The sequence below is a fragment of the Polynucleobacter sp. JS-JIR-II-b4 genome (genome assembly GCF_018687815.1).
Classification (GTDB): Bacteria; Pseudomonadota; Gammaproteobacteria; order Burkholderiales; family Burkholderiaceae; genus Polynucleobacter.
Genome location: NZ_CP061306.1, coordinates 1008446 through 1024134 on the forward strand (window position 1 = coordinate 1008446; position 15689 = coordinate 1024134).

At 45.3% G+C, this 15689-nt stretch carries 10 protein-coding genes and 1 tRNA gene; 8 read left to right on the forward strand and 3 right to left on the reverse strand.

Annotated features, from left to right (window positions below; all coding sequences use genetic code 11):
* The first annotated feature begins 16 nt into the window (after positions 1-16).
* The 5 genes from clpP (at position 17) to ICV90_RS05160 (ending at position 6412) form a co-directional block, all read left to right on the forward strand.
* Positions 17-646: an ATP-dependent Clp endopeptidase proteolytic subunit ClpP gene (clpP, locus tag ICV90_RS05140; RefSeq protein WP_215360246.1), complete on the forward strand. Its 630-nt coding sequence runs from the start codon at positions 17-19 to the stop codon at positions 644-646.
* A gap of 28 nt (positions 647-674) precedes the next feature.
* A complete protein-coding gene (gene clpX / locus ICV90_RS05145; protein WP_215360248.1) occupies positions 675-2036 on the forward strand; it encodes an ATP-dependent Clp protease ATP-binding subunit ClpX in 1362 nt (453 codons plus the stop codon).
* Between the two features lie 189 nt (positions 2037-2225).
* The gene (gene lon / locus ICV90_RS05150) at positions 2226-4658 is read left to right on the forward strand and encodes an endopeptidase La (RefSeq protein ID WP_215356775.1); all 2433 of its coding nucleotides are present in this window, start codon (positions 2226-2228) and stop codon (positions 4656-4658) included.
* Between the two features lie 106 nt (positions 4659-4764).
* Positions 4765-4840, forward strand: a tRNA-Val gene (locus ICV90_RS05155).
* Positions 4841-4948: 108 nt separating this feature from the next.
* A complete protein-coding gene (locus ICV90_RS05160) occupies positions 4949-6412 on the forward strand; it encodes a SurA N-terminal domain-containing protein (RefSeq protein WP_215356776.1) in 1464 nt (487 codons plus the stop codon).
* Positions 6413-6430: 18 nt separating this feature from the next.
* Here the strand turns inward: ICV90_RS05160 and ICV90_RS05165 are convergent, their stop codons facing one another.
* Positions 6431-7102: an arylesterase gene (locus ICV90_RS05165; RefSeq protein ID WP_215356777.1), complete on the reverse strand. Its 672-nt coding sequence runs from the start codon at positions 7100-7102 to the stop codon at positions 6431-6433.
* Between the two features lie 2 nt (positions 7103-7104).
* Here ICV90_RS05165 and ICV90_RS05170 point away from each other — a divergent pair, with 2 nt between their 5' ends.
* From ICV90_RS05170 to ICV90_RS05180, 3 genes are read left to right on the forward strand one after another with little or no spacing between them, the layout of a single operon-like run.
* Positions 7105-7779: an ABC transporter ATP-binding protein gene (locus tag ICV90_RS05170; RefSeq protein WP_215356778.1), complete on the forward strand. Its 675-nt coding sequence runs from the start codon at positions 7105-7107 to the stop codon at positions 7777-7779.
* Positions 7780-7800: 21 nt separating this feature from the next.
* Positions 7801-11838 carry a phosphoribosylformylglycinamidine synthase gene (gene purL, locus ICV90_RS05175; protein ID WP_215356779.1) on the forward strand — a complete coding sequence of 1346 codons (4038 nt, stop codon included), beginning with the start codon at positions 7801-7803 and terminating at the stop codon, positions 11836-11838.
* Positions 11783-12613, forward strand: a complete 831-nt coding sequence (locus ICV90_RS05180; protein ID WP_251367694.1) for a spermidine synthase — start codon at positions 11783-11785, stop codon at positions 12611-12613. Before purL ends, ICV90_RS05180 begins: the two co-directional genes overlap by 56 nt.
* 82 nt (positions 12614-12695) lie before the next feature.
* Here the strand turns inward: ICV90_RS05180 and ICV90_RS05185 are convergent, their stop codons facing one another.
* Positions 12696-15281 carry a bifunctional aconitate hydratase 2/2-methylisocitrate dehydratase gene (locus tag ICV90_RS05185; RefSeq protein ID WP_215356780.1) on the reverse strand — a complete coding sequence of 862 codons (2586 nt, stop codon included), beginning with the start codon at positions 15279-15281 and terminating at the stop codon, positions 12696-12698.
* A 175-nt stretch (positions 15282-15456) separates the two neighbouring features.
* Entirely contained in the window at positions 15457-15645 is a 189-nt protein-coding gene (locus ICV90_RS05190; RefSeq protein ID WP_215356781.1) for a superinfection immunity protein, read from the reverse strand.
* Positions 15646-15689 lie beyond the last annotated feature (44 nt).

Sequence of the window (15689 nt, forward strand, 5' to 3'; positions counted from 1 at the left end):
CATAAGAGGTTTCAAAATGATCCACAACCATTCTCAGTCTGAAAATCTAGAACCAAAAGGCTTGGGCTTGGTTCCAATGGTGATTGAAACCTCTGGTAGAGGTGAGCGTGCTTACGATATCTACTCTAGATTGTTGCGTGAGCGCGTAGTTTTTTTGGTTGGCGAAGTAAACGACCAAACTGCTAACTTGGTAATCGCGCAATTACTGTTCCTTGAGAGTGAAAATCCAGATAAAGAAATTTCTCTATATATCAACTCTCCAGGCGGTTCAGTTTCTGCAGGATTGGCTATCTACGACACAATGCAATTCATCAAACCGCACGTCAGCACATTGTGTATGGGCATGGCAGCAAGTATGGGTGCATTCTTATTGTGTGCTGGTGAAAAAGGTAAGCGCTATGCTTTGCCAAATTCACGCGTCATGATTCATCAGCCATTAGGTGGTGCACGCGGTCAAGCATCTGACATTGAGATTCAAGCTCGTGAGATTTTGTATTTGCGTGAGCGCTTGAACAAAATTTTGGCAGACCGCACCGGCCAATCGATCGAAACGATTGCCAAGGATACTGATCGCGACAACTTTATGTCTGCTGAGCAAGCCCGTGATTATGGTTTGATCGACAAGGTTATCGAGAAGCGTCCTTAATCTTTCACAGAAATATACAGAGTCCATTTTGAGCGATACCAACATTACGAATTCAGCAGACAAAGTTCTGTATTGCTCTTTCTGCGGCAAGAGCCAGCATGAAGTTAAAAAACTCATTGCAGGCCCATCTGTTTTTATTTGCGATGAGTGCATTGATCTTTGCACAGACATTATTCAAGAAGAAATTGCCAAGCTACCTAAAGAAGGGGGCGATGACTCCCTACCAACACCACATCAGATTCGTGAAAACTTAGACCAATACGTTATTGGTCAAGATCATGCCAAGAAAACATTGGCAGTTGCCGTATACAACCACTACAAGCGCCTACAGTATTTGCCTAAGCCTAAAAAAGAGAAACTTGATAAGGATGGCAAGCCAGTAGAGGGCGCAGAAAAGAAAGAATCTAAGCTCCCTGCTAAAGCAATGGTTGATGGTGTAGAGCTTGCAAAGAGTAATATTTTGTTGATTGGGCCTACTGGCTCAGGTAAAACATTATTAGCCCAAACATTGGCGCGCATGTTAGATGTGCCATTTGTGATGGCTGATGCAACTACCTTAACTGAGGCAGGTTATGTTGGTGAAGACGTTGAAAACATCATCCAAAAATTATTACAAGCTTGCGACTACAACGTAGAAAAAGCCCAGCGCGGGATTGTCTATATTGATGAGATCGACAAGATTTCACGCAAGTCAGATAACCCATCCATTACACGCGATGTATCTGGTGAAGGTGTTCAACAAGCGCTGTTAAAGCTGGTTGAAGGCACGATGGCTTCTGTACCGCCTCAAGGTGGACGAAAGCATCCTAATCAAGATTTCTTACAAGTAGATACAACGAATATTTTGTTTATTTGTGGCGGCGCATTTGATGGACTTGAAAAAGTCATTCAGCAGCGTACTGCTAAAACAGGTATTGGATTCAATGCGACTGTTCCAGGTAAAGATGACCGCGGTGTAAGTGACCTCTTGATTGAAGTTGAGCCAGAAGATCTGATTAAGTTTGGCTTGATTCCAGAGTTGATTGGTCGCTTGCCCGTTGTTGCGACTTTGGCTCAATTGGATGAAGAGGCTTTAATTCAGATTCTGACCGAACCTAAAAATGCCTTAGTTAAGCAATATCAGGCACTTTTGACTATGGAAGGCTCTGAGCTCGAAGTACGTCGCGAGGCACTATCAGCTATTGCCAAGAAGGCAATCGCCCGCAAAACTGGCGCTCGTGGCCTGAGATCTATCCTTGAAGGCTCTTTGATGGATGTCATGTATGACCTGCCATCCCTGAAGAATGTCCAAAAAGTGGTTATCGACGAAAGCAGTATCGCTGAGGGCGGAAAACCGCTTTTAGTCTATAAACAGGATGTCGAGCAGGCAGATTTAAGCAAAAAAGCTTAAATTCCTAGGGTTTTCGCTATTTTTGGGGCATTTTTGCCCCTTTTTTGTCTTTTTACCCCTTGTTTTTCTCTAAAGCCTACCCATATAGGTAGTATGCTACTCATGAATAATGTCTCTATTTAGTGGTTGTTCATTCAATTGCTACTAAACAAGACTTTTGAGGTTTGATTACTTTGGAGGATTTGCCCCATGCCTGGCCACTTATTGTTACCCTCTGAACCAATTCAACTACCTTTGCTCCCATTGCGGGACGTAGTTGTGTTTCCTCATATGGTGATCCCGTTGTTTGTGGGTCGCCCAAAATCGATTAAAGCCCTCGAGGCTGCCATGGAAACTGGCAAAAATGTTCTTTTGGTAGCCCAAAAAACAGCGGCTAAAGATGAGCCCGTTATTGAGGACCTCTATGAGGTGGGCTGTATCGCCAATATTTTGCAGATGCTCAAGTTGCCTGATGGCACTGTGAAAGTACTCGTTGAGGGTGTGCAGCGCGCAGAAGTCAGTCAAATTGAAGATAGTCTGGGTTACTTCAATTGCGAAGCAACGCCAACTGCTATCAATGCAATTGATGCGCATGAAACCGAAGCCTTACGCCGCGCAATCATGGCGCAGTTCGATCAATACGTAAAACTCAATAAAAAAGTGCCTCAAGAGATACTCTCTTCTTTGGGTGGCATAGATGATCCAAGTCGTTTAGCTGACACCATCTGTGCGCATCTACCTGTGAAGCTAGAGCAAAAACAACGCTTACTTGAAATGATGGATGTTGTACAACGTCTAGAAAGCTTGTTGGCTGATCTGGAGAGTGAGATTGATATTCTGCAGGTTGAGAAGCGTATTCGTGGACGTGTTAAGCGTCAGATGGAAAAGAGTCAGCGCGAGTACTACCTCAATGAACAGGTAAAAGCGATTCAGAAAGAGTTAGGCGAAGGCGAAGAGGGTGCTGATCTCGAAGAGCTCGAGAAGCGCATCAAGGCTGCGCGCATGCCTAAAGAGGCATTGAAAAAGGCAGAATCAGAACTCAAGAAGCTCAAGTTGATGTCGCCCATGTCTGCAGAGGCAACGGTCATCCGCAACTTTATTGATACGCTGGTAAATCTGCCTTGGAAGAAAAAAACTAAGATTAATAACGACCTTACCAATGCTGAGAAAGTATTGGATGAAGATCACTATGGCTTGGACAAAGTTAAAGAACGCATCTTGGAGTACCTCGCAGTTCAACAACGCGTTGATCGCGTCAAGGCTCCGATTCTTTGCTTAGTCGGCCCTCCTGGTGTTGGTAAAACTTCTTTAGGCCAATCTATTGCGCGTGCGACCAATCGAAAATTTGTGCGCATGGCCTTAGGTGGTGTGCGTGATGAATCTGAGATTCGTGGTCACCGTCGTACCTATATTGGTTCGATGCCAGGTAAGATTTTGAGTAGCCTCACTAAGGTGGGCGTTCGTAATCCTTTATTCCTTCTTGATGAAGTAGACAAGATGGGTATGGATTTCCGCGGAGATCCAGCCAGTGCTTTGTTAGAGGTTTTAGATCCTGAGCAAAACCACACCTTCCAAGATCACTATGTAGAAGTTGATTTTGATCTATCAGATGTGATGTTCGTGGCTACCTCGAACTCCTTGAATATTCCTGGCCCATTGTTAGATCGTCTTGAGATTATTCGTCTAGCTGGTTATACCGAGGATGAGAAAACCAGTATTGCTGTTAATTATTTGATTCCTAAACAAATCAAAAATAATGGCTTAAAGAAGGACGAGCTCAAGATTGAAGATAGCGCGGTTCGCAACATGATTCGTTACTACACGCGTGAGGCTGGGGTACGTTCTTTAGAGCGTGAAATTAGTAAGATTTGTCGTAAGGTTGTAAAACTATTGCTCTTGAAAAAAGAAGCAGCTCCAGTCGTTGTGAATGCTGACAACTTGGAGAAGTTCTTATCGGTACGCATGTATGACTTTGGTTTAGCTGGTAAAGAAAATCAAGTTGGTCAGGTGACCGGTTTGGCCTGGACTGAAGTGGGTGGCGATTTGCTCACCATCGAAGCTGCTGTGATGCCAGGTAAGGGTGTTATTACCCGTACCGGCTCTATTGGTGATGTGATGAAAGAATCCGTTGAGGCAGCTAGAACAGTAGTTCGCTCCAGATCTAAACGACTTGGCATTACGGATGAAGCTTTTGAGAAGAAGGATATTCATATTCACTTCCCTGATGGCGCAACACCTAAGGATGGTCCATCTGCCGGTATTGCGATTACGACAGCCTTGGTATCTGTATTTACTGGGATTCCGATTCGTTCAGATGTTGCGATGACAGGTGAAATTACGCTTCGTGGTGAAGTATTGCCTATTGGCGGATTAAAAGAGAAGCTTTTGGCTGCTCATCGCGGTGGCATTAAATTAGCCTTAATTCCCGAAGAGAACGTCAAGGACCTGATTGATATTCCCGACAACGTCAAAAATGCAATCGAAATTATTCCGGTTCGCTGGATCGATAAAGTGTTGGAGCTGGCTTTAGAGCGTATGCCTGAAGCTCTGCCAGATCCTACGCCCGAAGAGTTGGCTAAAAAGGCTTCAGAAGCTAGTAAAGCAAATGAAAAGGGTGCGGCCGCAGACGTTCTTAAGCACTGAAAATAGGGCGATTTTTCGTTAAATCCTCCTCGTCGTTAGAGGTCTGTTTAGCGGAAAATCCACCCAAAACCCACGCTTAGGTTACAATCTCAGCTGTGATAATTTGGGGCGCTTAGCTCAGTTGGTAGAGCGTCTGCCTTACACGCAGAATGTCGGGAGTTCGAGCCTCTCAGCGCCCACCAAACTATTACCTCTTTTCTTTTTCTTAGCCTACTCAGGCATTTCAATACCCATCAGCCCAGCGCCTAGTACACTCGTGGTATTCATCTTTTTTACTAGCGAACTTTTACATGTTTGATACCGTCCGTAAGCACCAGCGAATTCTTCAGTTTGTTTTAATGCTTTTGATCGTTCCATCCTTTGCCTTCTTTGGAATTTCTAGCTATTCCAGTTTCTTGGACAAAGAGACTGATATTGTCAAAGTTAATGGCAAACCTATTACTGCTCAAGAAGTGGATTCAGCTGCGAAACGTCAAGCTGAGCGCGTTGGTGGAAATGCGCAGATTGCTCAAAGCCTCCAATTTAGACAAGCAATTTTGAATGAGTTATTGCAACAACGCATCCTTGGGTTTGCAGTCAGCAATTTGCGTTTACAAGTTGGGAAAGAAGCCCTCGTGAAGAGCTTGCAAAATATTCCGCAGATTCGAGCGCTATACAGACAAGATGGTAGTTTCGATGATGCGCGCTTTAAACAGCTCTTGGCTAGCAATGGCTTAAATGAAGAGCAGTTTTATGCGAGCCAGGCTTTTGATTTAAAAATCAGTCAATTGGTGAACTCTGTAGCCCGTACAGAAATCGCTAGTCCAAAATTATCTGAAATCGTTTCAACCCTTTATGAGACTGAGCGTCAAGTTCAGGCTCTATCCTTTGATGCAAAAGATTATTTAAACAAGGTAAATCCTTCTCAAGAAGACCTCCAGGCCTTCTATACCTCTAACACGAAGTTATTTGAGAGTCCGGAGTATGTGGATGTCGAGTACATCGTTCTCAAGGCCGATCCAAAAGAAGATGCCAAAGTATTTAGCGAGAAAGCGGATCAATTTGCCAATATGACTTATGACCAGTCAGATAGCCTTAAGCCAGCTGCAGATAAATTAAAGCTGAGCGTTCAAACACAGAAGGGCGTAACGCGTTCCGGCGCAGCTGGCGTTGCAAAAGATCATCCGCTGGCCAATCCTAAGGTGGTTCAATCCCTGTTTGGTGATGATGCTGTTAAGAACAAACGGAATATTGAAGCCGTACAAACCTCTCCAGGCGTTTTTGTTTCAGCGCGAGTAGTTATTTTTCATCCTGCTCAAACTTTGCCTTACAAAGATGTTGCCGCTGAAGTGAAGCGTCAAGTAAGTCAACGCATGGCTGAAAAACTTGCCGTCAGCGCTGCAGCAGATCGCTTTACGGCATTAGAAAAAGATCCAAAGAATAGTTCTGGCTTTGCTAGCCCGGTTTGGGTTTCTCGTAATAAACCTGCAAATTTAGTGGGTGGAGCTTTAGATGAAGTGATGTCCGTCAATCCTGATAAATTCCCTGCGCTGGTTTCTGTTCAAAATCCAGGGGTTGGTACCATTTTGTATCGCGTTGATCAGACAAGGCAACCTGCAGGTATTGATGCCAAGGTTCATAAGGCACAAGCACAACAAATTCAAGCATTGGCAGCCCAGTCTGAATTTGCTGGCTTTATGTCTTACTGGCGTGATGTTGCTGGCGTTAAGATAATTAATCCTCTTAAGCCGCCATCATTAGGTTCCGGCAGCTAAGCTTTATCGTTAAATTACTTATTTACTCTTAAGCAGTGCTTGATATGGGGCCATAGCGCCCCATACGTTTTTAAAGAGAATGGCTTGCGCCTTTTCATTAGGATGCATGCGATCTGCCTGAAATAAATCAATGTCAGAAGCAACATTCTTTAGAAAAAATGGCACAAGTTTAACTTGTTCCTGGCGAGCAAGCTTAGGATACAGATCCTGAAATTGCTTGGTGTACTCTTGTCCATAATTGGGTGGAATCTGCATTCCAAACAATAGAACTTTTGCTCCTGAGCTTTTGCTTAATTGAATCATCTTGCGTAAATTTCTATCTGACTCTTGGATTGATAATCCGCGTAATGCATCATTTGCCCCAAGCTCTAAAAGGACAATTCCTGGTTTCTTTTGTTCCAATAGTTTTGGTAATCTAGATATGCCACCGGAACTGGTTTCCCCACTAATGCTGGCGTTAAAAACAGTCCAAGGGCTAGCCTCTTTATGAAGTTGGTCCTCCAGGAGTTTTACCCACCCGGTACCGCGCGCTAATCCATATTCTGCCGAGAGACTATCTCCCATAACCAAAATAACGGGATTGGTCTGAGCCTTTGTGCCAAAGGGAATAAACAGGCAAAATAGGGAGCTTGCCATCAATATGGCTTGCAATTTTTTACTCAAGAAGTTCAACCAAATATATTGATTCATTTATGAGTATTCCAGTCAAGGTCCTTTGCGCAATACACCTAGGTAAAGAAGTTTTATCTAGCGATGGATCATTAACTATTTTGCACGACATTAGCTTTGATGTCTTTGATGGCGAAAGTGTTGCTATTACTGGCGCGTCGGGTTCTGGGAAAAGTACTTTGCTCGGTCTTCTAGCCGGCTTAGATACCCCCTCTAGTGGGCATGTTGAATTGGTCGCCCAAAATCTCAATCAGCTTGACGAAGATGGGCGGGCGAAATTACGAGGGCAAAAGGTAGGCTTTGTATTTCAATCCTTCCAATTGCTACCTCATTTAACAGCCCTTGAAAACGTCATGCTGCCGGCCGATCTAAATGGGATGGGGATGGCTAAGGAAAATGCATTGGCCTGCCTAGAACAGGTGGGTTTAAGCGAGCGAGCCAATCATTTCCCCACGACCTTGTCTGGCGGAGAGCAGCAACGGGTAGCGCTAGCTAGGGCCTTCATCATGAAGCCTGAGATTTTATTTGCTGACGAGCCCACGGGCAGTCTGGATGAGGTTAGCGGAAATCGGGTTATTGAGCTGCTTTTTGAGCTAAATCGAGCCAATCATTCCACCCTTATTTTGGTCACCCACGACCAAGCCCTGGCTGATCGGTGCCAGCGGCAATTACACCTTCAAGGCGGTCGATTGCTGTAGGCAAAACCTTATAATCTAGGGATGTCTTTTTTCCACTTTTTGCCCGGCGCTGATGCGCTTTCCCCCTTCCGCCAGCAGCGACTTTTGGCTGCTTTGGCCGCGCAAGGGGTTGATCTTGAGTCCATTGAAGCTCAATACCTTCATTTCATATGGTCAGAGGCTGAGCTAAACGCCAAAGATCAAGAAGTCATGGCTAGTTTGTTGACCTATGGCGAGCCATTTCATTCCAAAATACATCCAGGAAAATCTTGGTTCGGAAGTAGCAAAAACGAGAATCAAGGCGTCATTGTTATCCCAAGATTTGGAACACTTTCTCCATGGGCCAGTAAGGCTACAGATATCGCTCGTCAATGTGGATTGGATGTATTGCGTATTGAGCGGGGCGCTCAATTTTCATGGAAGAGCAAGAAAGCGCTGTCGTCAGAGCAAAAACAATTAGTGCTGGCTGCGGTCCACGACAGAATGACCGAAGCAGTGATTGATTCAACTGAAGCTGCTAATGCTTTATATCAATCACTGGAAGACAAGCCGTTAACACGTATACCGGTAATGACTGAAGGTCGAGCTGCTCTCGATAAAGCAAATCAAGAATTAGGTCTTGCTTTGTCCGATGACGAGGTGACATACCTAGTTGAAAACTTTACTAGACTAAAGCGCAACCCATCAGACGTTGAGCTAATAATGTTCGCACAAGCAAACAGTGAACACTGTCGCCATAAGATTTTTAATTCCAGCTGGACAATTGATGGGGATGATCAAGAGCGATCTTTATTTGCCATGATCCGCAATACTCATCAATTGAAACCAGAGGGAACGATTGTTGCGTATTCCGACAACTCTGCAGTTATGGTTGGCTGCGAAGCGGAAACCTGGGTTCCCCAAGGTAAAGATCAACGCTATGAAAAAGATACGCGCTTGGTCCACACCCTTATGAAGGTGGAGACTCATAATCACCCGACTGCGATCGCTCCTTTTCCTGGCGCATCTACAGGTGCGGGCGGTGAAATTCGTGATGAGGGTGCCACTGGTATAGGCGGACGTCCTAAAGCTGGCCTTACCGGTTTCTCGGTATCTAATTTGAATATTCCCGGCACAGATCTTCCTTGGGAGAATCTGAAATACGGCAAGCCTGAGCGCATTGCTACACCTTTACAAATCATGATTGATGGGCCACTAGGCGGCGCTGCATTCAACAATGAATTTGGTCGCCCAATTTTAGGTGGTTACTTTAGAGTCTTTGAGCAAACATTAGATGGCACACGTCGTGGTTATCACAAGCCCATCATGATTGCCGGCGGTATTGGAAGCATTGATTCAATCCACACTGCAAAAAAAGCAATTCAACCAGGGCACCTATTGATTCAATTGGGTGGTCCAGGCATGCGAATCGGTATGGGCGGTGCTACTGGTAGTTCTGTTGCAACCGGGACAAATACTGCTGATCTTGATTTTGATTCTGTACAGCGAGGCAATCCAGAAATGGAGCGTCGCGCACAAGAAGTGATTAACGCCTGCCGCGCTCTTGGTGAGCACAATCCAATCGTGTCTATACATGATGTGGGTGCGGGCGGTATATCTAATGCATTCCCCGAGCTTGCGGATGGAGCTGGTTTGGGGGCCTCATTTAAACTACGGAACGTTCCACTCGAAGAAAGTGGCATGAGTCCTGCAGAGATTTGGTGCAATGAATCTCAGGAACGTTATGTTTTGGCTATTGATGCAAAAGATTTGGACCTGTTTAAATCATTTTGCGAACGTGAGCGTTGTCCTTTTGCAGTAGTTGGTGAAGCAACTGCAGAACGTCAGCTGAAATTAAGCGACTCAAAGCAGCCGTCATCTGATGATGCAGCGCTGCCAATTGATATGCCGATGGAAGTTTTACTTGGTAAGCCTCCAAAGATGCATCGCAACGTTACAAGAGTTGCCCAGGTGTTCAAAGAATTAGATGTAACTGATGCTGATCTTGCGCAATCAATAGCCTGGGTCTTGCAACAACCTACCGTAGCTAGTAAATCATTCTTAATTACGATTGGCGACAGAACTGTTGGCGGTCTAAATGCTAGAGACCAGTTTGTTGGACCATGGCAAGTTCCTGTAGCTGATTGCGCCGTTACTCTGATGGATTACAAGGGTTATCGTGGTGAAGCAATGTCTATGGGTGAAAGAACCCCATTAGCGGTTATAGACGCAGCAGCGGCTGCGCGCATGGCAGTGGGTGAGGCGATTACCAATCTCTTGGCTGCAGATATTGCCAGCCTCGAAAGCGTAAAACTTTCTGCAAACTGGATGGCGGCATGCGGTTCTCCTGGTGAGGATGCCAAGCTCTATGACTCCGTTAAAGCAATTGGTATGGAACTGTGTCCTGCGCTTGGAATATCGATTCCAGTTGGCAAGGATTCTTTATCTATGTCTACCGCATGGCAAGATGGTGATGAAGCCAAGAAAGTAGTCGCACCCGTATCTTTAATCATCTCTGCTTTTGCATCTGTGCTGGATGCCCGTAAAACATTGACTCCTCTGCTGCAGTTGAAGGATAAAGACGGATCTCCACAAGAGACTGAGCTGATCTTGATCGATTTAGGGCGTGGCAAGAATCGCATGGCGGGAAGTATCTTGGCTCAAGTGCTTGATCAGTCCGGAAAATCAGCGCCTGATATTGATCACCCAGAAGATTTGAAGTCTTTGGCTGCCGCCATTATTGAACTGCGTAAAGAGAATAAGCTTTTGGCTTATCACGACCGTTCTGATGGTGGATTATTTGCTGCTGTTGCTGAAATGGCTTTTGCCTCCCACTGCGGCATCTCGCTTAACGTAGATATGATCGCTATGGTTGCTGGACAAGAGCCTGATTATGGTGACGCTAAGAATTGGGCGCAACAGGTATCTGGTCGTCGCCATGAGCAAACATTGCGCGCGTTATTTAATGAAGAGTTAGGCGCAGTAATTCAGGTTCGCAAAGAAGATCGTGATGCGGTGTTTGCTGTATTGAGAAAGTTGGGCTTAAGTGCTCATAGCCATGTCATCGGCAAGCCCAATACCAACGGCCGTATTGAAATTTGGCGCGATGCTAAAAATATTTTTGCTGAGCCGCGTGAAGTACTGCAAAAGATCTGGACTAACACTAGCTATCAAATAGCGCGTTTACGCGACAATCCTGCCTGTGCTGATAGTGAATTCTCGCTCTTGGAGAATGTTGCCGATTCAGGCATGAATCCTAAACTCACATTCAATCCTTCTGAAGATATTGCAGCGCCATTTATTGGCAAAAATGCACGCCCTAAAGTTGCTATTTTGCGAGAGCAGGGCGTTAACTCCCATGTTGAAATGGCGTACTCCGTTAATTGGGCTGGATTTGATAGCTATGACGTCCATATGTCTGATTTACTTAGTGGTAAAGCTAACTTAGAAGACTTTAGGGGCCTAATAGCCTGTGGTGGCTTTAGTTATGGAGACGTATTGGGAGCTGGAGAGGGTTGGGCTAAAACAATTTTATTTAACCAACAGCTCCGAGACCAGTTTTCTAAGTTCTTTGAGCGTCATGACAGCTTTGCATTAGGTGTTTGTAACGGTTGCCAAATGATGAGCAATCTCTCAGGAATTATTCCGGGTGCAGAAGCTTGGCCTAAATTTACACGCAATCAATCAGAGCAATATGAGGCTCGCTTGGTGATGGCTGAAGTAATGGCTTCACCTTCAATATTCACTCAAGGTATGGAAGGAAGTCAGATACCCATTGCAATTGCTCACGGTGAAGGGTTTGCCAACTTCAGTCAACAGGGCAGCTTAGAGCAGATTCAAAAGCAAGGCTTGGCCTCATTCCGCTTTGTTGATCATCAAGGCAACCCAACAGAAACTTATCCAATGAATCCAAACGGATCTCCCAATGGTTTAACTGGGGTCACGACACCCGATGGTCGTTTTATGGTCATGATGCCTCATCCCGAGCGTGTATTTAGAGCTGTACAGATGAGCTGGTGTCCGCCTGAATGGTTGGATACCCCTGATGGGGCTAGCCCTTGGCTACGCTTATTCCGCAATGCCCGTCGTTGGGCGAATTAAGTTGTCTGCTGATGGATTAATGGAGCCGGTCACTTTTTCTGAAAGTGGCGGCGTTCGTTATCTTCACTTTGGTACGGACTCCATTCAGGGAGCGATGCGTATTCGTGATCCTGATGAGATTTATTTAGAGTACAACCAGCAGATGATGGCCTGGCTTTTGTTTTTAGAGACTAAGCCTGGCATGCGGATAGCCCAGCTAGGTTTAGGCACTGGCGCATTAACTAAATTTCAATATCGATATTGCCCAGCTGTGAAAACTACCGTAGTAGAGTTCAATCCCGCTGTAATCGTTTCTGCGAGATCGATGTTTTTTACACCTGACGATGATCGCCGCTTAGAAACTCTACAAGCTGATGCAAAACTATTCGTCAAGAATAAAAAGTATCAAGACTGCTTTGATGCTGTTCAGGTTGATTTGTATGATGCGATTTGCGATGGCCCTGCGGCAAGCTCTTTGGATTTTTATAAAGGTTGCTACGATATTCTCAAAGGGCCCGGTGTCATGACGGTGAATTTATTCTCGCGACACAAAAGCTTTGATATAAACCTTAAGAATATCTGCGAAGCCTTTAATAATAGAGTGCTGTTATTTCCAGAGTCCCATGATTGCAACGTCGTGGCGATTGGATTCAAAGGGCCTAAGCTCGAGGCGGAATGGAGGGATGTCTCAAAACGGGCAAAACTGATCCTTGAAAAAACTGGACTCCCTACTAATAAATGGGTCTCAGGTATTAGTCGGGAGAATGCGCGACAAGAAAATAAGCTCTCGATCTAATACTTCGAAGCAAAAGAAAAAGGCGATCGTTTGATCGCCTTTTTTGCTGCTCAACCTATTGCTAGGTTGAGGGTATTGCGTATTACAAAGTCACAGTATCTGCAACATCGCTAAATGACTTGAGCTTATCAAAACTCATGTATTTATAAACATCACCAGCTTTAGCATCGAGTGCCTTCACTTGCTCTAAATACTCAGCAGGTGTAGGTAGGCGACCCAAGAGGGCGGCAACCGAAGCCAATTCAGCAGAAGCCAAATACACGCGAGTGTCGATACCAAGACGGTTAGGGAAGTTACGAGTAGAAGTCGATACAGCTGTTGAACCCTTACGGATCTGTGCTTGGTTACCCATGCAAAGTGAGCAGCCTGGGCTTTCCATACGGGCACCAGCTGCGCCTAACATACCGTAGTAGCCTTCTTCCATCAAGACCATGGCATCCATCTTGGTTGGTGGCGCTACCCATAAACGGGTTGGCATATCTTTCTTGCCTTGTAAAACCTGACCAGCTGCACGGAAGTGACCAATATTGGTCATGCATGAGCCAATAAACACTTCATCAATCTTGTCGCCTGCTACTTCAGACAATACTTTCACATCATCCGGATCGTTAGGGCATGCAAGGATAGGCTCTTTGATTTCATCGATATTGATTTCAATAATCTCTGCATAGTCAGCATCCGCATCAGCTTTCAGAAGTTGTGGATTAGCAATCCAAGCTTCCATGGCTTTGATACGGCGACCAAGCGTACGCTTATCTTCATAACCATTAGCAATCATCCACTTCATCAAGGTGATATTTGATGTCATGTATTCAATAATTGGCTCTTTGTTCAAGTGAACAGTACAGCCGCCAGCGGAACGTTCAGCAGAGGCATCAGACAATTCAAATGCTTGCTCAACTTTCAGGTCAGGCAGACCTTCAATTTCAAGAATGCGGCCAGAGAAAATATTCTTCTTGCCTTGTTTCTCGACGGTCAACAGACCTTTTTTGATTGCATATAAAGGGATGGCATTTACTAGATCACGTAAAGTGATGCCAGGCTGCATCTTGCCTTTAAAGCGCACCAATACAGACTCAGGCATATCCAATGGCATCACGCCTGTAGCGGCTGCGAAAGCAACTAGTCCTGAACCAGCCGGGAAGGAAATGCCGATTGGGAAACGAGTATGGCTATCGCCACCAGTTCCACAGGTATCCGGGAGTAGTAAGCGGTTCAACCAGCTATGGATCACGCCATCACCTGGTCGCAAGGCAACACCACCACGATTCGTCATGAATGGCGGCAACTCATGTTGAGTTCGGATGTCTACAGGCTTTGGATAAGCTGAGGTATGACAGAACGACTGCATTACGAGATCGGAAGAGAAACCAAGGCAAGCCAAGTCTTTCAATTCATCGCGCGTCATTGGGCCTGTTGTGTCTTGCGAGCCAACAGTAGTCATATGCGGCTCGCAATAAGTACCAGGACGTACGCCTTGTCCTTCTGGTAAGCCGCATGCTCGGCCAACCATCTTCTGAGCCAAGCTAAAGCCCTTCTTGTTGTCGACTGGATTAACCGGTAAACGGAATTCAGTAGAAGCAGGCAAGCCCAAGGCAGCACGAGCTTTAGCGGTTAAGCCACGACCAACGATTAAAGGGATACGTCCGCCAGCGCGTACTTCATCCAGAATGACCGGCGACTTCAATGTAAAGCTGGTGATTTCCTTGCCGTTTTTAAATACTTTTCCTTCGTACGGGCGAAGTTCAATCTCATCACCCATATTCATTTGAGAAACATCTAATTCGATTGGCAATGCTCCTGAATCTTCCATTGTGTTGAAGAAGATCGGGGCAATATTGGTGCCTAAGCACACACCACCAAAACGCTTGTTGGGTACGAATGGAATATCTTGACCTGTCCACCAGAGAACAGAGTTTGTTGCAGATTTACGTGATGAGCCTGTACCAACTACGTCTCCAACGTAGGCAATTTGATTGCCTTTTTTCTGGAGAGCAGCGATTTGCCTCATCGGACCACGAACACCACTCTCATCTGGCTCAATGCCAGGACGGGGGTTCTTGAGCATGATGGTTGCGTGCAGCGGAATATCAGGGCGGCTCCATGCGTCTGGCGCAGGAGAAAGGTCGTCGGTATTGGTTTCACCGGTTACCTTGAAAACAGTTAACTTCATGAATTCTGGAACTGCAGGGCGGCTAGTAAACCAGTCCGCATTGGCCCAACTTTGCATTACCGCTTTAGCATTTGCATTGCCTTTTTCAGCAAGCTCTTGGACGTCATTGAAATAATCAAACATCAAGAGTGTTTTCTTGAGCGCTTCTGCAGCAGCAACACCGCACTCGGAGTCAGATAAAAGCTCTACTAAAGGTTTGATGTTGTAACCACCAAGCATCGTGCCCAAAAGTTCAGTAGCACGTACGCGGGAAATTAATGGGGATTTTTCTGTACCTTTGGCAACAGCATCTAAGAACTCAGCTTTAACTTTAGCTGCATCGTCAACACCAGCAGGAACGCGGTTGGTGATTAATTCAAGTAGCTCAGCTTCCTTACCAGCAGGTGGGTTTTTCAGCAACTTCACCAGTTCAGATGTTTGATCCTTGGTTAAGGGCAGGGCTGGAATACCGAGGGCTGCGCGTTCAGCGGCTAGGGCGTTATAGGCTTCTAACATTATGTTTCCTATGAGGTAAAGGTGATCAATAGAAAGGCCAAAAGGGAATTCTCTCCCGTTTTGCCAAATTATAGTTGCTAAATCAAGTCTTATATAAGAGTTTAAACCCTAAAAAATCGGCAAATTAACCGAAATTAGGGCTTTATTTAGACCCATGACCTGAAAAATGGGTCAATTACACAACTTGCTCTTCTTTGAGGGCCCAAACCAGTGCCACTACCCAGCCAATCAGGGACCATCCTAAAAACAGGTTTAAGGCAAAAATAGCCCCTGTATTTGCCCTTTTTTTGTGAAATGCAATAGCAAAAGGGAGGAAATAAAAGAGGGAGAGAATAGTGATTAATATCGCAAATAAAAGGCGCATAGGTATTAAATCATTAGATTTGGGTGGATAAGATCCTATATTAA

Coding starts and splice junctions, on each gene's coding strand:
- clpP (WP_215360246.1), top strand. CDS start 17: ATGATCCACAACCATTCTCAGTCTGAAAATCTAGAACCAAAAGGCTTG.
- lon (WP_215356775.1), top strand. CDS start 2,226: ATGCCTGGCCACTTATTGTTACCCTCTGAACCAATTCAACTACCTTTG.
- ICV90_RS05160 (WP_215356776.1), top strand. CDS start 4,949: ATGTTTGATACCGTCCGTAAGCACCAGCGAATTCTTCAGTTTGTTTTA.
- ICV90_RS05165 (WP_215356777.1), bottom strand. CDS start 7,102: ATGAATCAATATATTTGGTTGAACTTCTTGAGTAAAAAATTGCAAGCC.
- ICV90_RS05170 (WP_215356778.1), top strand. CDS start 7,105: ATGAGTATTCCAGTCAAGGTCCTTTGCGCAATACACCTAGGTAAAGAA.
- purL (WP_215356779.1), top strand. CDS start 7,801: ATGTCTTTTTTCCACTTTTTGCCCGGCGCTGATGCGCTTTCCCCCTTC.
- ICV90_RS05180 (WP_251367694.1), top strand. CDS start 11,783: ATGGGGCTAGCCCTTGGCTACGCTTATTCCGCAATGCCCGTCGTTGGG.
- ICV90_RS05185 (WP_215356780.1), bottom strand. CDS start 15,281: ATGTTAGAAGCCTATAACGCCCTAGCCGCTGAACGCGCAGCCCTCGGT.
- ICV90_RS05190 (WP_215356781.1), bottom strand. CDS start 15,645: ATGCGCCTTTTATTTGCGATATTAATCACTATTCTCTCCCTCTTTTAT.